Source organism: Arthrobacter sp. TJ-254, from assembly GCF_058269175.1.
In genome coordinates this window covers 632,831-651,431 of the sequence record NZ_JBZCNF010000002.1, presented here as the reverse complement: position 1 = coordinate 651,431, position 18,601 = coordinate 632,831, and the positions used below count along the sequence as shown (strand labels likewise).

Below are 18,601 nucleotides of genomic sequence, written 5' to 3'. Positions count from 1 at the left end.
CCGCACCCTATTCCGGGCCGTCATCAATCCAAGGCCCTGCAGAATCGCCGTAACGAAACGGCACCCCGGCCCACAAGGGGCCGGGGTGCCGGTGATCGTGCGAAAGCGGGGAACTAGTGGCTGTGGCCGTGGCCGTCCTCGTCGTCCTCCGCAGGCTTCTCGACGACGAGTGTCTCCGTCGTCAGGACCAGGGCGGCGATCGATGCTGCGTTGCGCAGCGCCGAGCGCGTGACCTTGACCGGGTCGATGATGCCCGCGTCGATCAGGTTTTCGTACTCGCCGGTGACGGCGTTGAAGCCGTGTCCGTCGTCGAGCTCCGAAACCTTGGCGACGACGACATAGCCTTCGTGTCCGGCGTTCTCGGCGATCCAGCGCAGCGGCTGCGCCAGGGCGCGGCGCACGAGGCCGACGGCGGTCGCGGCGTCGCCCTCGAGGGCGAGGACGCTGCTGTCGGTGTCGAGGGCCTTGCCTGCGTGGACCAGTGCCGAACCGCCGCCTGCGACGATTCCCTCATCGAGTGCGGCGCGCGTCGCTGAGACGGCGTCTTCGATGCGGTGCTTCTTTTCCTTGAGCTCAACCTCGGTTGCGGCACCGACCTTGATGACGCCAACGCCGCCGGCAAGCTTCGCCAGCCGCTCCTGCAGCTTCTCGCGGTCCCAGTCGGAATCGGTGCGCTCAACCTCGGCGCGGATCTGCGCCACGCGGTCGGCGACGTCGGCGGCGCTGCCTGCGCCGTCGACGATGGTTGTCGCGTCCTTGGTGACCGTGATGCGGCGGGCCGAACCCAGCACCTCGAGGCCGACCTGGTCGAGCTTCAGGCCGAGGTCGGGCGAGACGACCTGCGCACCGGTGAGGGTGGCGATGTCCTGCATCATTGCCTTGCGGCGGTCGCCGAAGCCGGGGGCCTTCACTGCGACGGCGTTGAGGGTTCCGCGGATCTTGTTCACCACGAGGGTGGACAGCGCTTCGCCTTCGATGTCTTCGGCAATGATGAACAGCGGCTTGCCGGCCTGCAGGGCCTTCTCCAGGAGGGGAAGGAATTCCGCGAGCGAGGAGATCTTGCCCGAGTTGATCAGGATCAGCGCGTCTTCGAGGACGGCTTCCTGGCGCTCGGCGTCGGTCACGAAGTACGGCGAAAGGTAGCCCTTGTCGAACTGCATGCCCTCGGTAAGGACGAGCTCGGTGACCGTCGAGGAGGATTCCTCGATGGTGATGACGCCGTCCTTGCCGACCTTGTCGAACGCCTCGGCGAGCAGGTCGCCCACCTCGGTGCTCTGGGCGGAGATCGCGGCGACGTTGGCGGTCTGGTGGCCGACAACTTCCTGGGCGTTCTCGAGCAGGCGTGCGGCGACGGCCTCAACCGCCACCTCGATGCCGTGCTTGAGCTGGCCCGGTGCGGCGCCTGCGGCAACGTTGCGCAGGCCTTCCTTGACCAGGGCCTGTGCGAGCACGGTGGCCGTGGTGGTGCCGTCGCCGGCGACGTCGTTGGTCTTTGTCGCTACTTCCTTGGCCAGCTGCGCGCCGAGGTTCTCGTAGGGATCGTCGAGTTCGACCTCACGGGCGATTGTGACGCCGTCGTTCGTGATCGTGGGTGCGCCCCACTTCTTGTCCAGCACGACGTTGCGTCCGCGCGGGCCAAGGGTCACCTTGACGGTGTTTGCAAGCTTGTCGACGCCGGCCTCGAGGGCGCGGCGGGCTGCATCGTTGAACTCCAACTGCTTTGCCATGGTTTTGTTCCTTTCAGGCTTGTGCAGTGAGAAAACCCCGGCCAGTGCTGGCCGGGGTTCCCTTGAGAAAAACTACTTAACGACGATCGCCAGGACGTCGCGGGCAGAGAGCACCAGGTATTCCTGGCCTCCGTGCTTCACTTCGGTTCCGCCGTACTTCGAGTAGATGACGATGTCGCCCTCAGCGACATCGACGGGAACGCGGTTGCCGTTGTCGTCGACACGGCCCGGTCCAACTGCTACAACTTCGCCCTCCTGGGGCTTTTCCTTAGCGGTATCCGGGATGACCAGGCCGGAGGCAGTTGTCTGCTCGGCTTCCAGTGGGCGGACAACAATACGATCCTCAAGAGGCTTAATAGAGACCGACACTCGGGCTCTCCTTTGCGTTCGTTACTAATGGAATGTGGGCCCTCGGTGGGGCGCCGACCGTCGTCGCGGTGCCGGCTGGCGCTTCCCTCAGGAATTAGCACCCTCCTAGTGAGAGTGCCAACCCCGACTTTATGCAAACAGTTAGCACTCGGTCAAGGCGAGTGCCAGATGCGTCGTCATCTACGGTTGCGGGCGGACCGCGCCGGAGCCGGCGATCCTTCGCCTAGGGTTGGTTCATGGCTTCCGACAACATCCTGCCCCTCCTGACACCCGAGGGGTGGGAGCTGCTCAACTCGCTTGGCCCGTACTCCGAGGCCGGCGCGCTGCAGCTCAGCGAACAGCTGCGCAAGGCCGGCCACTCCCCCGACCTGATCTCCGCCGCCCTGACCCAGTCGCGGCTTCGCGCCAAGGCCTATGCGAAGTTCGGTCCGTTCGCCGACCGGATGGTGTTCACCGCCGCCGGCCTTGAGCAGGCGACGCGCCTCCAGGTTGCGGCGCACCACGCCGCCCGTTTCGTTGACGCCGGGCTTGAGCGGGTCGCCGACCTGGGCTGCGGCCTGGGGGCCGACTCAATGGCCCTAGCGACCCTCGAGCGCCAGGTGACCGCCGTCGAACTCGATGAGACGACGGCGGCCGCCGCGACCCTGAACCTGCTGCCGTTCCCGAACGCGCGGGTGGTCAACGCCGACGCGGCGGCATTCGACATCACCGAATATGACGGCGTGTGGCTCGATCCCGCCCGCCGCAGCACCTCGACGTCGGGGACCACCCGGATCTTCGATCCCGAGGCCTTCTCCCCGCCGCTGTCCTTCGTCGAGGAGCTTGCCGACCGCGGCACAGCGGTCGGCGTGAAGCTGGGGCCCGGGATTCCCCACGAGGCAGTTCCCGCGAACTGCGAGGCGCAGTGGGTTTCCGTTGACGGAGACGTCACCGAGGTGGCCCTGTGGTTCAACGCGCTGCGGAGGACCAACGTACGGCGCGCAGCCCTGGTCCTCGGCGCCCACGGGGCCGCCGAGCTGACCAGCGACGCCGATTTCGACGCCGGACCCGCCGCCCCGGTCGGCGCGGCGGAGGGCTACCTGTACGAGCCCGACGGCGCGGTCATCCGCGCCGGCCTCGTGGCCGACATCGCCGAGCAGCTGGGCGGGCACCTCCTGGATCCGCACATCGCCTACGTCTGCGCCCCCGGGCTTGTCGAAACCCCGTTCGCGCGCGCCTATCGGGTGCTCGAGATCCGACCCTACAACGTGAAGGCCCTCAAGCAGTGGGTGCGCAGCGAGGGTATCGGCGTCCTCGACATCAAGAAGCGCGGCACCTCGGTCACTCCGGAGGAGGTGCGCCGCCAGCTGCTGGCGGGCTCCGGGAAGGCCCGCCGGAAGGCGACCCTCGTCCTCACCCGGATCGGCGAGGACCGGGTGGCCATCGTTGTTGAGCCGGTTCCGGCTCTACCGCCCCGGGGAACCAGCTAGGCCGGGAGCCTGCGGGTGCGCACCACTCCGAGCAGGATGCCGCCGGTCAAAGCCGCCGCCCCGCCCGCGATCAGGGCCGCACGCACGTCGAAGGTGTTGACGAGCACTCCCCCCACCGCCGCGCCGATGCCGATGGCCAGCTGGAAGGCAGCCACCGTCACCCCTGAGACCGATTCGAGGCTCTCCGGATGCGCCCGCGCCATCCAGGACTGGATGAGGGTGGGAATGGCGCCGAATCCAAGGCCCCAGAGCACGATGGCCGCCACGGCGACCGGGGTGCTGGTGCCCAGGGTGGCCCACAGAATCGTTGCCACGCCGATCGCGACCCCCATCACGATGACTGAACGGTGAAGGGCGCCGTCTGCGGCAGGACCGCTGGCGAGGTTGCCGATGAACGAGGCAATGCCGAACGCGGCCAGCGCCAGGGCGAAGCCCTCGGCATTGAGCCCGGCGACGAGGTCACCGGCCAGCCGGATGTAGGTGAACCCGGCGAAGTGTCCGCCCGCGATGAGGAACATGCCGGCCATCCCGACAATCACCAGCGGTGAACGCAGGGTCGCCAGGAAGGCCCGCCCTGGGGAGGGTTCCGGGGCCACCGGCGGGAGCCAGAGGGCGGCCAGGACCATGCCTGCGATGCTTGCCGCGGCCGCCAGGAGGAACAGGGTGCGCCAGCCCCACAGTTCTCCAAGGACCAGGCCCAGGGGAACGGCGAGGATCGTCGCCAGGGAGACGCCGACATTCACGACCATCATGCCGCGGCCGATCTTCTCGCGGCTCACCAGGGCTGCGACGACGGCGATGGCGAGGGCCCAGAATCCGCCGACTGATACGCCGAGCAGGAGCCGTGCGGTCAGCAGGACCGCGAAGGACGGAGCGAGTGCAACAAGGAGGTTGGAGAGCGTAGCCAGGGCGACAAGCCCGATCAGGGCCAGCCTGCGGTCGAGGCGCGGGAGGACCAGTGCAACGATCGGACCGGTGATTGCTGCGGCGACGGCGGTGGCGGTGACGGCCTGGCCCGCCAGGCCTTCGGAGATCTGGAGGTCCGCCGACATGCGTGAGAGCAGGCTCGCGGGCAGGAATTCGCTCGTGACAATCGCGAAGAGCACCACCGACAGGGACGTCACTCCCCACCATGGCGATCTGGTGCGGGCAGGGCGGGGTGCCGGTGCGACCGGATCCGGCGCGGTGGCTGTGCTGGCCTTCATAGAAGCTCTCCTCAGTTTTTGAACGTCCGTTCAAATATGTCGGCCGCGCTGCCGCTTGTCAAATATTGAACAACCGTTCAAGAACGATTAGAATTCCCGCATGGCCCGACCACGCAAATTTGATGAAGGGAATGTCCTCGCCGCAGCGCGGGACCGTTTCTGGAGCACCGGCTATGAAGGAACCTCGATCTCCGACCTAACCGAGGCCACGGGCGTGGGCGCGCAGAGCCTCTACGGAGCGTTCGGCAGCAAGCACGACCTGTTCGTGCGCATCCTCGAGGATTATGGAACCTCCCAGGCAGCCAGGCTCGAAACCGCCCTCTCGTCCGTAGACGCACCCCTGGAGTCCCTGCTCTCCGCCGTCGTCTTCGAGGGGGACGCCACCGCCCGGCCGCCGGCCAAAGGCTGCCTGCTCTCCAACAGCGCCACCGCCCTGAGCGGCCGCGACGAGGATGTGAAGCGCTGCGCCGTCACCTCGCATGCGGCGACCCGCGAGATGTTCAGCCGGCAGATCCGCCGCGCCCAGGACGCCGGGGAAATCGACCCCGGCCTCGACCCTGACGAGACGGCGCTTGCACTTGTGACGGTGCAGCAGGGCATCGAATACCTGCGCAAGTGCGGCATCGGCGACGACGAATACGAAAAGGCGCGCGACGCCGCCGTCGACCTTGTGGTCCGCGGGTTGAGATAGAGGCACCGGCCGGCGCCGGTGCGCCGGTCCTGCCGGCCGGCAATCTCCCGATCCGTACAGGAAGTCTGCTGTGAGGACCAGCCACGAATTCGCCGCAGACCGGCGGGATGCGATCGCTACACTCGGGTGAAAACCCGATCAGCAAGGTGGCCGTCATGAACCCCAACCCATCCTCGCCCCGCCGCGGCGTCCTCTTCGACGTCGACGGCACCCTTGTCGACTCGAACTACCAGCACACCCTGGCATGGTGGCAGGCGTTCCGCCGGTTCGGGCACGACGTCCCAATGGCCGAAATCCACAGGGCCATCGGCATGGGCGGTGACAAGCTGATCGCCCATCTCCTGGGCGGGGACCGGGACACCTCCGTGGACGGGGAGCTCGATGCGACCCACGGCGCCGTATTCTCGACGTTCTGGCCGTCCCTGCGCGCATTCGAGGGTGCCGGAGACCTGCTGCGCAAGTGCTTCGAGGCGGAACTCGTTGTTGTCCTCGCGTCCTCCGCCTCCGGGCAGGAGCTCGGGGTGCTCCGCAGCGTCATTGACGCCGACGCCGCCATCACCGGGGCAACCAGCTCCTCGGACGCCGAGAATAGCAAGCCCTCCCCCGACATCCTGCAGGCCGCCCTCGAGTCCGGAGGGCTTGAACCGGCGAACGTTGTGTTTGTCGGCGACGCGGTGTGGGATGTCTTTGCCGCGACGGACCTGGACATCCCGACCATCGGCGTGACGACCGGCGGCACGAGTGAATCCGAGCTGCGCGACGCCGGCGCCGTCGAGGTCTACAAGGACGTCAAGGCCCTGCTCGAGGCCTTCGACGACGGCCCCCTCCAGAAGCTGCTCGGCCCAGGCGCGTAAGTGCCGGGCCGGGCAGCCGGGAGGTCCCCGCCGGCGTCTTCAAGCCTCAGGCTTCTGGCTTCAGGCCCGCCGGGAGAATTCCCCGGCCGCCTTGACCTGCTCCGGGGTGGGCCGAATGCCCGTGTACAGCACGAACTGCTCCTCGGCCTGGAGCGCGACCACCTCGGCGCCGGTGATCACCGGCCTGCCTGCCGCCCGGGCGGCGCGGATGAGCGGCGTTTCGGACGGCAGCGCCACGACGTCGAACACCACCTCAGCGGCCTCGACGGCCGGGGGCGGGAAGGCGAGCCCGTCGGCGTCGGCGCCGGCCATGCCGATCGGCGTCACATTGATGAGCAGCCCCGCGGTTGAGGAACCCAGCTCGCCCTGCCAGTTGAACCCGTACTGGCCGGCCAGCGCCCGGCCCGCTTTTTCGTTGCGGGCAACGACCGTCACGTTGCCGAACCCGGAGTCCCGCAGCGCCGCCACGAACGCTTTGGCCATTCCACCGGAACCGCGCACGAGCACGTCGTGCCCTGGGTCGACTTTGTGTTCGGCAAGCAGGCGCGCCACGGCAAGGTAATCGGTGTTGTAGGCGGTGAGGGTTCCGTCATCATTGACAATGGTGTTCACCGAGTCGATCGCCTTGGCCGAGGGGTCCATGCGGTCAACGAGGGCGATCACCTCCTCCTTGAAGGGCATCGAAATGGCGCAGCCCCGAATGCCGAGCGCACGCACTCCCCCGATCGCCGCGGGCAGGTCCGTGGTGGTGAAGGCCTTGTAGATGTAGTTGAGTCCCAGCTCGTCATAGAGGTAATTGTGGAACCGGGTCCCGAAGTTGCTGGGCCGGGCCGCGAGCGAGATACACAGGGTCATGTCTTTGTTGAGGATTGGCACCCGCCCATTGTTCCATCCGGAGACCGGACGCAGCGGTGCGGGCCCTGCACTAATATTGGGCTCAGTTCTCATTCGCGATGACGCGCTGCCGAGGCGATACACCAGCACACAGTCCGGTACCGGTCAGGAGCCAGCCCCATGAAGATCGATTTTGCCCAGTCTGCACAGTCAACGCTGGGCGTCGAGTGGGAACTGGCCCTGGTGGACCGCGAGAGCGGCGAACTGGTCTCGGCCGCCGAGGAAGTCCTCCGGGGAGTCAGCGCCAACCACCCCGAACTGCAGGACGACGAGGAACACCCCCACATCAAGCAGGAACTCCTGCTCAACACCGTCGAACTGGTCACGGGCGTCTGCACGACCGTCGCCGAGGCGAAGGAGGACCTCAGCAGGTCACTTGCCGCGGTGCGCGAGGTCACTGACCCGATGGGCGTCGAGTTGTTCTCCGCAGGGTCCCACCCCTTCAGTGCCCCCCGTTCCCAGGCGGTGACCGACAAGGAACGCTACTTCAAGCTGATCGACCGCACGCAGTGGTGGGGCCGTCAGATGGTGATCTACGGGGTCCACGTCCATGTTGGCCTCGACTCGCGCGATAAGGCCCTGCCCGTGCTGGACGGGCTCGTCAATTACTTCCCGCACTTCCAGGCACTGTCGGCCTCCTCTCCGTTCTGGTGCGGTGAGGACACGGGCTACGCCTCGCACCGCGCCCTCATGTTCCAGCAGCTGCCCACGGCGGGACTGCCGTTCCAGTTCCCCGACTGGCAGGCCTACGAGTCCTATGTGTCGGACATGTTCACCACGGGAGTCATCGACTCGGTGAGCGAGATCCGCTGGGACGTGCGCCCCGTGGGCAACCTCGGCACAGTCGAGATGCGCGTCTGCGACGGGCTGTCCACCCTCCAGGACGTCGGTGCTGTTGCCGCCCTCACCCAGTGCCTCGTCGACGAGTTCTCCACGCAGCTCGAGGCGGGGGGAACGATTCCCACGATGCCCCCGTGGCATGTCCAGGAGAACAAGTGGCGCGCCGCGCGGTACGGCCTTGACGCGATCGTCATCCTCGACGCGGCAGGCAAGGAACAGCTCGTCACCGAACACCTCACGGAGGTGCTGAACCGGCTCGAACCGGTCGCCGCCAGGCTTGGCTGCAGCGACGAGCTCGCCGATGTTGAGACGATCATCCGCCGGGGCGCCGGCTACCAGCGCCAGCGCCGGGTTGCCGAGGAGACCGGCGGCAACCTGCGCGCCGTCGTCATGGACATGGTTCAGCAGCTGAGACAGTAGCCTACGGGAGGAACAAACCGATGAGTGATGTGTACTCGCACGACGGAACCCGCATTGCCTACGAAATCCAGGGAGCGGGCCCTGCGATCATCCTCATCGACGGCGCCATGTGCCACAGGGACTCGGGGCCGATGCGCGCCATCGCCGCCGGGCTCGCGCCAACCCGCACCGTCGTGCTTTACGACCGCAGGGGCCGCGGTGCCAGCGGCGACACCGGTCCCTATGCCGTGGACCGCGAGATCGAGGACATCGCGGCCCTGATCACCGCGGTCGGCGCACCGGCCGCCCTGTTGGGCCTGTCGTCCGGAGGGGCACTGGCCGCTCTCGCCGCCGCCCGCCTCGGAGGGGAGATCACCGACCTCATCGTGTACGAGGTGCCCTTCATGCCCGAGCCCGCCCGCCCGCCCGGCGGCCAGCGCCTATACGGCGGAACTCGGCTCGGCGCTGGGTGCAGGAGACCGGGATGGTGCGGTGACGGCATTCCTGACCCGGGTCGGGATGCCCGGGGCCGCGGTCGAGCAGATGAAATCCTCACCTGCCTGGGAGGGGATGACTGCCATCGCCCCCACCCTCGGCTACGACGACGCCGTGATGGGCGACAGCAGCATTCCAGCCGAGCTGGCCTCCATCACCGCCCGCACACTCTCCCTGGCCGGTGGCGCCTCCCCGGAGTTCATGCAGTGGGGCGCACAGGGCATCGCACAGGTGGTCCCCGGGGCAGAGCTTGGCCTCCTCGACGGTCAGGGGCACGACGCCGACCCTGCCCTCCTCGCCAATCGGGTCACCGCATTTCTACTTCGTTGACCCTGCCGCGGTCAGGCGACCGGTAGGGACGGTCCCGGGCGGCAGGCCTGCGGTCAGGCGCCCGGAGGGTCCCGGTCCGGATCTGCATCCTCTTCCTCAAGCTGGCTGGTGATCAGGTCCACCCGGTCGGCCTGGATCAGGCCTTCGTCGTTCTGGATGGCTTCGATGTCGCTGCTGTCGATCTCCTGGGCCGGATCGGGTGTTTCGCTGGTCATGGCATCCTCCCTTCTTCCATCCCTGCTGTTTGGCCGGTTTTCAATGGGATCCCTGCGCCGATCGTACCGCCGCCGACATTCCCTGCCTCGTGACTTCCCCGGTATGGATCCAGGCCGCTTTCGATGGCCGAACCCCGCCTTCCGTGGTAAGGCGCACCGTACGCGGGACCACCTACGCATAAGGACTTTGAGCAGTACCGTGATCGCGTGCCCCTGGCGCACCTAACGCTGTAAGGTAGGAGTCTTGGGGGCACCATACACCGTAAGATGAGCAGGCGGACAGCCCACGCAGCGGGAGAAAGGCGGCGAGGATGACCGAAGCTAGGACGGCGAAACCGGGGACGATGAGACCCGGGAAAGCCGCCAGGGAGCCCGTGTCCCGCGTCCGGGTGATCCGCGTCGCGGTGGCATTGGCCGATGCAGGCGGCCTCGAGGCGCTGAGCATGCGCAAACTCGCCCTTGAACTCGGGGTGGAGGCAATGTCGCTCTACTATCACGTGAACAACAAGGACGACCTCATCGACGGCATGGTCGATCTTGTCTTCGAGGAGATCGCCCTGCCCTCCACGGGTGCCCCCTGGCGGAAGGCCATGGAGGGCAGGGCGCATTCAGCCCGCGCAGCCTGGGCACGCCATCCATGGGCGATCAGCCTGATGCGCACCTCACCGGGGGCGGCAACCCTGCGCCATCTGGACGCGGTGATTGCCTGCCTGCGCGGGGCGGGCTTCCCGATGCCGATGGTGGCCCATGCGATGTCGCTCCTCGACAGCTATGTTGACGGGTTCGCCCTCCAGGAGGCCTCCCTTCCGCTGGGCGACGATGACGTTGACACCGCGAACGCCAGCAGCCTGGCCCAGCAGCAGATGATGTCGGGGGCCTTCCCCCACCTTGCCGAGATGGCGCGCACCCACATCCTGACGCCCAGCTACGCCTACGGGGACGAATTCGGGTTCGGACTCGGGCTCCTCCTCGATGGGATCGAAGCAGCGCTCACAATCGAGCCCGAGGGCTGATCCGCTGTCCCTCAACGCAGAAGGCTCTTCCCCTCCGGCCCGGAGGGGAAGAGCCTTCTGCGGTTCCCGCCAGCTGCGGTGCTGCTGGGTTCACACGGTGGCGCGTGCCTTCACGAGGTCGAGGACCGCGGGGAACAAGGCGTGGGCGGGCTCGAGTCCCGTGATCCTCGTGGTCGCCTCCTCGGCGGGGTGTTCCTCGATGATGCGCGCGAGCTCCTCCACCTCGGGGTCCGCCGCGTCCCTGAACGCGAGCGCTGCCTCGATCGCCGCAAGCAAGGCAACTGGATGGGCACCGCTTTCGGCGAGTTCGGCGGCGGGTCCGACGAACCGTTCGTGGCGTCCTAGCTTCCGCAGCGGTGCCCGTCCGACCCGCACCACGGTGTCGGGCAGGTGCGGGTTGGAGAACCGGCGGAGGATCTTCTGCACGTAGGCCTCCTGCTCGTCCTCGCCGAAGCCGTGCTTTGTGACAAGCAACTGCTTCGTCTCGTCAAGCACGGACCGTACCCTGCGCGCCACCCCGGCATCCGCCATGGCATCCGAGATTTTCTCGATGCCCTCCGCGTAGCCGAAGTAGGCGCAGGCGGCGTGGCCGGTGTTCACGGTGAACAGTTTGCGCTCAATGTAGGGCGCGAGATCGTCCACGTAGGTGGCCCCGGGGATCCGCGGCTCCTTTCCCCGGAACGGCGTACGGTCGATGACCCACTCGAAGAAGGTTTCGACAGTGACGTCGAGGCCCTGCCCGGGTGCCTGGTTGGGCACGATCCGGTCCACCGCCGTGTTGGCGAAGACCGCCCGGGCCTCCAGTCCGCTCCGGTCCCCCGAATAGGCATCCACAATGGCTTGGCGCAGCAGGTCGGTCGCGTTGATCGCGTTCTCACATGCCATCACCTGCAGCGGCGGGGCCTCGGGTGACCGCTGCGCAATGGCGGCGGCGATCACCGGTGCGAGGAACTTCAGGACGCTGGGTCCGACGGCCGTGGTGACAATGTCGGCCGTCGCGATCTCGGTGATTACCTCCGCCTCCTGGGACCGCGAGTTAAGCGCCCGGTAGTTGTCCACCGTCTTGTCGGTGGGTTCCTCACCGACCTCGTGGACCGTGTAGGAGGGCGTCGAGGTGAGCTGGTCGATCAGCGCGTCGGCAACATCGGCGAACACCACCTCGTACCCGGCTTCGTGGAGCAGCAGCCCCACGAAGCCGCGGCCGATGTTTCCGGCTCCGAAATGGACGGCCTTCACTAGGCGTTCACCTTCCCGAAGAGGGCAAGGACCTCATCGACGGTTTCCGCCCGGTCGAGGCGGGCGACCTGCTCCTTGTCGGAGAAGACGCGGGCGATGGCCGAGAGGATCGAAAGGTGCTCGTTGTTGACGCCGGCAACGCCCACCACGAACTTCACCTGCTTGCCGTTCCAATCGATGCCGTCGGGGTAGCGCACGATCGAGACGGCCGAGCGCTTGATGTACTCCTTGGCGGCATTGGTGCCGTGCGGGATGGCCAGGAAATTGCCCATGTACGTTGCGACAGACCGCTCGCGTTCGTGCATTGCCGCGATGTAGCTCGGGTCGACGGCTCCGCGGTCCACGAGGAGCTGCCCCGCTTCGTCGATGGCATCGGCCTGGTTCATTGCCCTTCCGGTGAGAATTACGCTCTGCTCGGCCAGGACCTCTGCCCCAGCAGGCTGAGCCTGCTCCGAGATGTCGGGCGCACCGCTGTCGGGAGCCGGTGTGGCGCTGCCCTCTCGCTGGTTCCGGGCCAGATCGACTATTTCGTCGTACCGCGGGCTGTTCATGAAGTTATCCACGGAGACGTGCGTGGCCCCGGTGGTCAGGGGCCGGGCCCGGTCGGTCAGGTCCTGGTGGGTGACGACGAGGTCGTAGGTGTCGGTGAGGTTCGCGATCGACGAGTTGGTGACCTTCACATCGGTCAGTCCGGCCGCCTTGAACTTGTTGCGGAGCACCGAGGCGCCCATCGCGCTCGAGCCCATGCCCGCGTCACAGGCGAAGACGACGTTCTTGATGGGGCCGGCGGGTGCATCACCCTTGGCGCCGAGAAGGCCCGAAACCGAGCTCTTGCGGCCCTTCAGGCCTTCCATCCTGGTTGTGGCATTGCTCAGGCTGTCGTCGTCGTCGGCCGGGTTCTTTGTCGTCTTGAGGATGACCGAACCGATCAGGAACGACACCGCCGTGGCAAGCAGGACCGAGAGGGTCACACCCACATAGCTGTCCGAGGCAGTCGCCGCGTAAACGGCGATGATGCTGCCCGGGGCCGCCGGCGAGCGCAGGCCCGCACCGGTGATGACGAGGGTGAGGATGCCAGCCATGCCGCCGCCGATCGCGGCGAGGATCATGATGGGCTTCATCAGCACGTAGGGGAAGTAGATCTCGTGGATGCCACCCACGAAGTGGATGAGCGCTGCGCCGGGAGCGGAAGCCTTGGCGATGCCGCGTCCGAAGATCATGTAGGCAAGCAGGACGCCGAAGCCGGGCCCCGGGTTGGCCTCGAGCAGGAACAGGACCGACTTGCCGTTCTCAAGGGCCTGCTGGGTGGCAAGCGGGGTGAGGATGCCGTGGTTGATGGCGTTGTTGAGGAACAGGACCTTGGCCGGTTCGATCAGAATGCTCGTCAGGGGCAGCAGGCCGTTGGTGACGAGGAAGTCGACGACGGCGCCGGCGGCGTTGCTGAAGGCCGTCACCAAGGGTCCGACGGCGAACAGACCGAAGACCGCCATCGCCGCAGCGACAATGCCGGCCGAGAAGTTGTCGACGAGCATCTCGAATCCGGGCCGGATCTTCGTGGCCCACAGCCCGTCGAACTTCTTCATGATCAACGCCGTCAGGGGACCCATGATCATGGCGCCGATGAACATCGGGATGTCGGTGCCAACGATCACGCCCATCGTGGCCGCTGCTCCGACGACGCCGCCGCGGACTCCGTGGACCATGCGCCCGCCGGTGTAGCCGATGAGCAGCGGCAGCAGGAAGGTGATCATGGGACCCACCAGCGCTTCGAGGGCCGGGTTGGGGAAGAAGCCCTTCGGAATGAACAGCGCCGTGATGAGGCCCCACGCAATGAACGCCCCGATGTTCGGCATGATCATCCCGGACAGGAAGGTCCCGAATTTCTGGACGCGTACCCGCGCACTGGGGCGGGGCGCCACTTCTGTTTGTGTTGCCACGTGCATTCCTAACCGTTGTCCCTGCGTCGCTGCGGGGAGTGATGGATAAATGGGTGGAGCTTCAGCCTGTTCGGATGGAGATCCGGTGAAGCCACTCAAGGAACAGCTTCAGCTCGGAATTCGACAGTTGTTCGGGGTGTGAGGCCTGCAGTGCCGCATTAAGCGCGATGGCGGCCACCACCACCGAGGGTGTGCCCTCGGTGTCGATGACCGGGTCCGCTTCGGAGTCTATGGCTATCGCGGAGATGACGGCCTCACGGGTCATCACTGAAAGTTCGAGGTTGCGCTCCGGCGCCGGGTCTGCGATCAGCATGAGCGTGACGCCGATGTTTGCGGCGAGCAGGCTCCGGGCCGCTTCGCCCGGCGGTACAACGAGACGGGCCGCCGCAGCGGCCCGCTCCAGGACCTCCTCGAGGAAGGCCTCGGCCTCAGCGACCATCGACGGCCGGCGCTCGGGACGGATATTGCCGAACATGACCAGATAGAGGTGGGGATGGTCAAGGCCGAACTGCACATGGTTGTCCCAGTGGCGGCGCAGGTCTTCGATCGGCTGACCCGAGGTGGGCAGGTTGCGCTCACCTTCGAGGTACTCGGTGAACCCCTCCGCCACGACGGCATCGAACAGGCCCTCCTTGTCTCCAAAGTGGTGGTACAGCGTTGGCGCGGTGACCCGCGCCAGCTTCGTGACCTGGCGTGTCGAGACCGGAGAGCCGTTGGATTCGGCCAGCAGCGAAGCGGCTGCCCGGAGCAGCCTGATTTTCGGCGCAGGCTCGCCAGCGGTATCCATGCCTGCTACGGTAACACCTATAGCAGCGATATATGAAGTTGGTCACACCAATCCTCCCCAGGGGCGGTACGGTGGGAGTCGACGCGCCGACGACGACGGCAAGGAAACGAGGACGTTCAATGAAGAATTTCTCAGGAGTAGGTGTCAGCCCGGGGCGGGTAATCGGCGAGATCCGGAACATGCCCAAGCCCGTCGGTGAACCCCCGGCCGGTGAAGGCCTGCCGGAGGGAACGACGGCCGAGGAGGCCGTGGAAGCGCTGCGCAGTGCCTCGAAAGCAGTGCAGGAGGACCTGAAGGGCCGCTCGACGCTTGCCAGCGGAGATGCCAAGGCCGTTCTTGAAGCAACGGCAATGATGGCCGCCGATCCAATGCTGATCAAGAACGCGGTCAAGCTCATCAACCGGGGAACCTCGCCCGCTCGCGCCGCGTGGGAGGCGGGCGGGGCTGTCGCGGACATGCTCCTGAACCTCGGCGGATACATGGCCGAACGCACCGCCGACGTGCTCGACGTCCGCTCCCGGATCGTCGCCCAGCTCCGTGGGCTTCCCGCTCCCGGGATTCCCGTCTCCGACACACCCTTCATCCTCATTGCCGAGGACCTCGCCCCCGCGGACACCGCCACGCTCGATCCCACCGTGGTGAAGGCCCTCGTCACATCGGGTGGAGGTCCGCAGTCGCACACGGCCATCATTGCCCGCTCCCTCGGGCTGCCGGCCGTGGTCGCCGCCGAAGGGGTCGACTCGCTTGAGGACGGAACGCAGGTCTTCGTCGACGGCGCCGCCGGAACCATCAGCCTCAATCCCGGCGCCGAAGAAGCCGCAGCAGCCGAGGCCTATGCCGCGGCTGCGGCCGCCCTTGCGGTCTTCAACGGCAGGGGCGTCACCTCCGACGGCCACGAAGTGCCGCTGCTCGCCAACGTGGGCGGCGCCAAGGACGCAAGGGCCGCGGCGGAGGCCGGAGCCCAGGGCGTCGGGCTGCTCCGCACGGAGTTCTGCTTCCTGGGCCGCGACACCGAGCCCTCCTCCGAGGACCAGGTCGAAGCCTACAAGGGCGTCTTCGACGCGTTCCCGGGCAAGAAGGTGGTGGTGCGCACCCTTGACGCCGGCGCGGACAAGCCCCTGCCGTTCCTGACCGACACCACCGAGCCGAACCCCGCCCTCGGCGTGCGCGGCTACCGGACCGACATCACCAGCCCCGGCGTCCTCAAACGGCAGCTCACGGCCATCGCCGACGCCGAAGCGCAGTCCTCGGCGGAAGTCTGGGTCATGGCCCCAATGATCGCCACGGCTGAGGAGGCCGCCCAGTTCGCGGCAATGGCGACCGAGGCGGGACTGAAGACCCCGGGGGTGATGGTCGAGGTTCCCTCGGCCGCGCTCATGTCCGAATCCATCCTGGCGGAGGTCGGATTCGCGAGCATCGGCACCAACGACCTCACCCAGTACGCCATGGCCGCCGACCGCCAGCTTGGATCGCTCGCCGCGCTGAACAATGCCTGGCAGCCGGCCGTGCTCCGCCTGATCGGCCTGACCGTCGAAGGCTCGAACGCCGAGGGGCATGCGAAGCCCGTGGGCGTCTGCGGTGAGGCCGCAGCCGATCCCGCGCTCGCCGTCGTGCTGGTGGGGCTCGGGGTTTCAACCCTGTCGATGACGCCGCGGGCCCTCGCCGGAGTCGGAGCGGTGCTGGCCAGCGTCAGCCTCGACGACGCCCGCAAACTGGCCGAGATCGCGGTGCGCGCCCCGAGCGCCGCCGAGGCCCGTGCCAGGGTCCGCGCGGAGCTGCCCGCCCTCGAGAAGCTCGGCCTCTAGGCCCGGAAGCGGCAGGCGGGCAGGCGCCCTCCCGCCGCTCCGGCCTGCCGCGGAACCTCATACTCCGACCGGTGCCGTACCGGTCGGAGGACAGAACCCGTCAGAGCACGATGCTCGTGACCGGCATCGACGAGTCGGTGGCGAAACCGATGCCGCTGGGCGCCCCGCCGGCCAGAACGATCTGCGCCCCCAGGGCGGCGACCATGGCTCCGTTGTCGGTGCACAGGGCCGGCGACGGGACCGTCAGCTCAATGCCGGCGGCGGCGCAGCGCTGGGCGGTCAGCTCGCGCAGCCGCGAGTTCGCGGCCACTCCACCGCCCAGCAGCAGGCTCGTCATGCCGTGTTCGCGGCAGGCCAGGACGGCTTTCGAGGTGATGACGTCGACGACCGCTTCCTGGAAGGAGGCGGCGATGTCGGCGACCGGTACGGGCCGGCCCGCCGCTTCGAACTGTTCAACGCTGCGTGCCACGGCCGTTTTCAGTCCGCTGAAGGACCAGTCGTACCGGTGGGGCCCCGGGTTCTCGGCCGTGCCCATGTATTTGGGCTGGGTGAGCCCCCGGGGGTAGCGGATGGCTTGCGGGTTTCCCTCGGCAGCGAGCTTGTCGATGGCCGGGCCTCCCGGGTAGCCCAGGCCGAGGATGCGCGCTGTCTTGTCGTAGGCTTCCCCCGCGGCGTCGTCGATTGTCGAGCCGAGCAGCTCCACCTCCGAGGCGATGCCTCCGACCTTCAGGATCTCGGTGTGGCCGCCGGAAACGAGCAGGGCTCCAAGGTTCTCGGGCATCCCCTGGGCGAACGTGCCGCCCAGCATTCCCACGCCCACGTGTGCAACGAGGTGGTTAACGGCGTAGAGGGGCTTGCCCGTGGCGACGGCGAGCGCCTTGGCCGCGGAAACCCCGACCATGAGCGCCCCGGAAAGACCCGGCCCGGTGGTCACAGCAATGGCGTCGATTTCGTCGAGGGTGACGCCCGCCTCGGCAAGGGCCTGCTGGAGGGTCGGAAGGAACGCGTCGAGGTGCGCCCGGGAGGCGATTTCGGGGATCACACCGCCGAAGCGGACGTGCTCATCCATCGAGGACGAGACCGTGTTGGCCAGCAGGCGGGTGCCTGAGACCACTCCCACTCCGGTCTCGTCGCAGGATGATTCGATGCCGAGCACCAGCGGCGCGCTGGACTTCATGAGGTCTTCCCTTCTGCTTCGCCGGGCTGCAGGGCCAAGCGCATCACCAATGCATCGACGCCGTCGCGGTAGTACCTGCGCCGTGTGGAGATCTTTTCGAACCCGAACCGGGTGTAGAGCTGCTGTGCGCGGGGATTGTCGGCCCGCACTTCGAGCAGCACGTTCCGCGCACCGCGGCGTTCCGCCTCCGCCAGGAGTTCGGTGAGCAGTGCGGTGCCGATTCCCTGCCCCTCGTAGCCGGGCAGGACCCCGATGGTCTGGATGTCGGCCGTGACGTCGATGACCATGACGCCGGCGTAACCCACCAGCGCGCCGTCCACTTCAGCAACGATGTACCGGCGGGTGTCCGGCTGGAAGTACTCGTCGTAGAACAGCTGCAGGGGCCAGGCGTCGATGGGGAACAGTTCGTGCTCCAGCCGGCCCACCGCCTCGATGTCCTCGAACTCGAGCGGGCGGATGGAGAGGCTCACGGCCCTACCCGTTTCCGCGGACCGGGCACCTTCGCGTCGGATTCGCGCAGGTACAAGGGAGTCGTATCGAGCAGCGGGATCCCCCCGCGCAGCCGCGCTTCGGCAACGCGCCCGAGCGCCGCGGCTTCCGGATTCATCTGCGTGAACTCCGGCGCCGCATCGAGTTCATCCTCATAGAGGCCGGCGCCGGCGCCGAACACCGGAAGCCGCGGCAGGGTGCCGGCGGCACCCACATGGGGTCCGTCGACGAGCACGGGCAGTCCGTCCCCGGTGGATCCGGCTCCGCTTCCGGGCCCGCGCCGGTACCGCGCCCAGTACACCTCGCGCCGGCGCGCGTCGGTCGCGACGAGGAACTCGCTCCCGGGCTCTCCGGCCGCAGCGGCGGAAAGCGCAATGGCGTCAAGGCTCATGACCCCGTGCAGCGGCAGCCCCCACACGAAGGCCAGCGTGCGGGCGGTGGCCAGGCCCGCCCGGAGCCCGGTGAACGGCCCGGGCCCCACACCGACGGCGATGGCCCCGAGCTCAGGGCCTTCAACCTGGGCGCCGCGCAGCAGGTCCTGCACCGCAGGGGCGAGGACTTCGGCGTGGGAGCGGGTGTCTCCGCTGGTGAATTCGCCGATGACGGCGGTGCCGCGCAGGAGGGCGGCGGACGCCGCGGCGGAGGTGTCAAGGGCAAGAATCAGCACTG

At 67.5% G+C, this 18,601-nt stretch carries 18 protein-coding genes; 7 read left to right on the top strand and 11 right to left on the bottom strand.

Annotated features, from left to right (window positions below; genetic code table 11):
• Window positions 1–113: 113 nt before the first annotated feature.
• Together groL and groES are read right to left on the bottom strand one after the other, a co-directional pair.
• On the bottom strand, window positions 114–1,727 hold the full coding sequence (gene groL / locus AC4D14_RS08190) for a chaperonin GroEL (RefSeq protein WP_490901352.1): 1,614 nt from the start codon (window positions 1,725–1,727) through the stop codon (window positions 114–116).
• A gap of 72 nt (window positions 1,728–1,799) precedes the next feature.
• Window positions 1,800–2,096 carry a co-chaperone GroES gene (gene groES, locus AC4D14_RS08185; RefSeq protein ID WP_028280864.1) on the bottom strand — a complete coding sequence of 99 codons (297 nt, stop codon included), beginning with the start codon at window positions 2,094–2,096 and terminating at the stop codon, window positions 1,800–1,802.
• Window positions 2,097–2,332: 236 nt separating this feature from the next.
• Here groES and AC4D14_RS08180 point away from each other — a divergent pair, with 236 nt between their 5' ends.
• The gene (locus AC4D14_RS08180; RefSeq protein WP_490901349.1) at window positions 2,333–3,565 is read left to right on the top strand and encodes a THUMP-like domain-containing protein; all 1,233 of its coding nucleotides are present in this window, start codon (window positions 2,333–2,335) and stop codon (window positions 3,563–3,565) included.
• Here AC4D14_RS08180 and AC4D14_RS08175 read toward each other — a convergent pair.
• On the bottom strand, window positions 3,562–4,770 hold the full coding sequence (locus tag AC4D14_RS08175) for an MFS transporter (protein WP_490901348.1): 1,209 nt from the start codon (window positions 4,768–4,770) through the stop codon (window positions 3,562–3,564). The genes AC4D14_RS08180 and AC4D14_RS08175 overlap by 4 nt on opposite strands.
• A 100-nt stretch (window positions 4,771–4,870) precedes the next feature.
• On the opposite strand from AC4D14_RS08175, the gene AC4D14_RS08170 reads away from it, so the two are divergent.
• Together AC4D14_RS08170 and AC4D14_RS08165 are read left to right on the top strand one after the other, a co-directional pair.
• A complete protein-coding gene (locus tag AC4D14_RS08170; protein ID WP_490901346.1) occupies window positions 4,871–5,461 on the top strand; it encodes a TetR/AcrR family transcriptional regulator in 591 nt (196 codons plus the stop codon).
• Window positions 5,462–5,616: 155 nt separating this feature from the next.
• Window positions 5,617–6,315 carry an HAD family hydrolase gene (locus AC4D14_RS08165; protein ID WP_490901344.1) on the top strand — a complete coding sequence of 233 codons (699 nt, stop codon included), beginning with the start codon at window positions 5,617–5,619 and terminating at the stop codon, window positions 6,313–6,315.
• Window positions 6,316–6,375: 60 nt separating this feature from the next.
• Here the strand turns inward: AC4D14_RS08165 and AC4D14_RS08160 are convergent, their stop codons facing one another.
• Window positions 6,376–7,191 (bottom strand): shikimate 5-dehydrogenase, encoded by an 816-nt coding sequence (locus tag AC4D14_RS08160; RefSeq protein WP_490901342.1) that lies wholly within the window; start codon window positions 7,189–7,191, stop codon window positions 6,376–6,378.
• Between the two features lie 138 nt (window positions 7,192–7,329).
• Between AC4D14_RS08160 and AC4D14_RS08155 the strand changes: the two genes are divergently transcribed.
• Window positions 7,330–8,469, top strand: coding sequence for a glutamate--cysteine ligase (locus AC4D14_RS08155; protein ID WP_490901340.1), 1,140 nt, complete (start codon window positions 7,330–7,332; stop codon window positions 8,467–8,469).
• A 471-nt stretch (window positions 8,470–8,940) separates the two neighbouring features.
• Window positions 8,941–9,273, top strand: a complete 333-nt coding sequence (locus AC4D14_RS08150) for an alpha/beta fold hydrolase (RefSeq protein ID WP_490901338.1) — start codon at window positions 8,941–8,943, stop codon at window positions 9,271–9,273.
• Between the two features lie 53 nt (window positions 9,274–9,326).
• Here AC4D14_RS08150 and AC4D14_RS08145 read toward each other — a convergent pair whose 3' ends face one another.
• Complete coding sequence (locus tag AC4D14_RS08145) at window positions 9,327–9,488, bottom strand: hypothetical protein (protein ID WP_490901336.1); 162 nt, start codon at window positions 9,486–9,488, stop codon at window positions 9,327–9,329.
• Window positions 9,489–9,799: 311 nt separating this feature from the next.
• Here AC4D14_RS08145 and AC4D14_RS08140 point away from each other — a divergent pair, with 311 nt between their 5' ends.
• Window positions 9,800–10,501 carry a TetR/AcrR family transcriptional regulator gene (locus AC4D14_RS08140; RefSeq protein ID WP_490901334.1) on the top strand — a complete coding sequence of 234 codons (702 nt, stop codon included), beginning with the start codon at window positions 9,800–9,802 and terminating at the stop codon, window positions 10,499–10,501.
• Window positions 10,502–10,591: 90 nt separating this feature from the next.
• Here the strand turns inward: AC4D14_RS08140 and AC4D14_RS08135 are convergent, their stop codons facing one another.
• The 3 genes from AC4D14_RS08135 to AC4D14_RS08125 form a co-directional block, all read right to left on the bottom strand.
• Window positions 10,592–11,737 carry a mannitol-1-phosphate 5-dehydrogenase gene (locus AC4D14_RS08135; protein WP_490901333.1) on the bottom strand — a complete coding sequence of 382 codons (1,146 nt, stop codon included), beginning with the start codon at window positions 11,735–11,737 and terminating at the stop codon, window positions 10,592–10,594.
• Window positions 11,737–13,674 (bottom strand): PTS mannitol transporter subunit IICBA, encoded by a 1,938-nt coding sequence (locus AC4D14_RS08130; RefSeq protein ID WP_490901332.1) that lies wholly within the window; start codon window positions 13,672–13,674, stop codon window positions 11,737–11,739. Before AC4D14_RS08130 ends, AC4D14_RS08135 begins: the two co-directional genes overlap by 1 nt.
• Before the next feature lie 61 nt (window positions 13,675–13,735).
• The gene (locus AC4D14_RS08125) at window positions 13,736–14,461 is read right to left on the bottom strand and encodes a TetR/AcrR family transcriptional regulator (RefSeq protein WP_490901330.1); all 726 of its coding nucleotides are present in this window, start codon (window positions 14,459–14,461) and stop codon (window positions 13,736–13,738) included.
• A gap of 119 nt (window positions 14,462–14,580) precedes the next feature.
• Between AC4D14_RS08125 and ptsP the strand changes: the two genes are divergently transcribed.
• Window positions 14,581–16,266 carry a phosphoenolpyruvate--protein phosphotransferase gene (gene ptsP / locus AC4D14_RS08120; RefSeq protein WP_490901329.1) on the top strand — a complete coding sequence of 562 codons (1,686 nt, stop codon included), beginning with the start codon at window positions 14,581–14,583 and terminating at the stop codon, window positions 16,264–16,266.
• A gap of 100 nt (window positions 16,267–16,366) precedes the next feature.
• Here ptsP and tsaD read toward each other — a convergent pair whose 3' ends face one another.
• From tsaD to tsaB, 3 genes are read right to left on the bottom strand one after another with little or no spacing between them, the layout of a single operon-like run.
• Entirely contained in the window at window positions 16,367–17,443 is a 1,077-nt protein-coding gene (gene tsaD, locus AC4D14_RS08115; RefSeq protein WP_490901327.1) for a tRNA (adenosine(37)-N6)-threonylcarbamoyltransferase complex transferase subunit TsaD, read from the bottom strand.
• Entirely contained in the window at window positions 17,440–17,913 is a 474-nt protein-coding gene (gene rimI, locus AC4D14_RS08110; protein ID WP_490901325.1) for a ribosomal protein S18-alanine N-acetyltransferase, read from the bottom strand. Before rimI ends, tsaD begins: the two co-directional genes overlap by 4 nt.
• Window positions 17,910–18,599 (bottom strand): tRNA (adenosine(37)-N6)-threonylcarbamoyltransferase complex dimerization subunit type 1 TsaB, encoded by a 690-nt coding sequence (tsaB, locus tag AC4D14_RS08105; RefSeq protein ID WP_490901323.1) that lies wholly within the window; start codon window positions 18,597–18,599, stop codon window positions 17,910–17,912. The genes rimI and tsaB overlap by 4 nt, the downstream gene beginning before the upstream one ends.
• Window positions 18,600–18,601 lie beyond the last annotated feature (2 nt).

Coding starts and splice junctions, on each gene's coding strand:
- groL (WP_490901352.1), bottom strand. CDS start 1,727: ATGGCAAAGCAGTTGGAGTTCAACGATGCAGCCCGCCGCGCCCTCGAG.
- AC4D14_RS08180 (WP_490901349.1), top strand. CDS start 2,333: ATGGCTTCCGACAACATCCTGCCCCTCCTGACACCCGAGGGGTGGGAG.
- AC4D14_RS08175 (WP_490901348.1), bottom strand. CDS start 4,770: ATGAAGGCCAGCACAGCCACCGCGCCGGATCCGGTCGCACCGGCACCC.
- AC4D14_RS08170 (WP_490901346.1), top strand. CDS start 4,871: ATGGCCCGACCACGCAAATTTGATGAAGGGAATGTCCTCGCCGCAGCG.
- AC4D14_RS08165 (WP_490901344.1), top strand. CDS start 5,617: ATGAACCCCAACCCATCCTCGCCCCGCCGCGGCGTCCTCTTCGACGTC.
- AC4D14_RS08155 (WP_490901340.1), top strand. CDS start 7,330: ATGAAGATCGATTTTGCCCAGTCTGCACAGTCAACGCTGGGCGTCGAG.
- AC4D14_RS08145 (WP_490901336.1), bottom strand. CDS start 9,488: ATGACCAGCGAAACACCCGATCCGGCCCAGGAGATCGACAGCAGCGAC.
- AC4D14_RS08140 (WP_490901334.1), top strand. CDS start 9,800: ATGACCGAAGCTAGGACGGCGAAACCGGGGACGATGAGACCCGGGAAA.
- AC4D14_RS08125 (WP_490901330.1), bottom strand. CDS start 14,461: ATGGATACCGCTGGCGAGCCTGCGCCGAAAATCAGGCTGCTCCGGGCA.
- ptsP (WP_490901329.1), top strand. CDS start 14,581: ATGAAGAATTTCTCAGGAGTAGGTGTCAGCCCGGGGCGGGTAATCGGC.
- tsaD (WP_490901327.1), bottom strand. CDS start 17,443: ATGAAGTCCAGCGCGCCGCTGGTGCTCGGCATCGAATCATCCTGCGAC.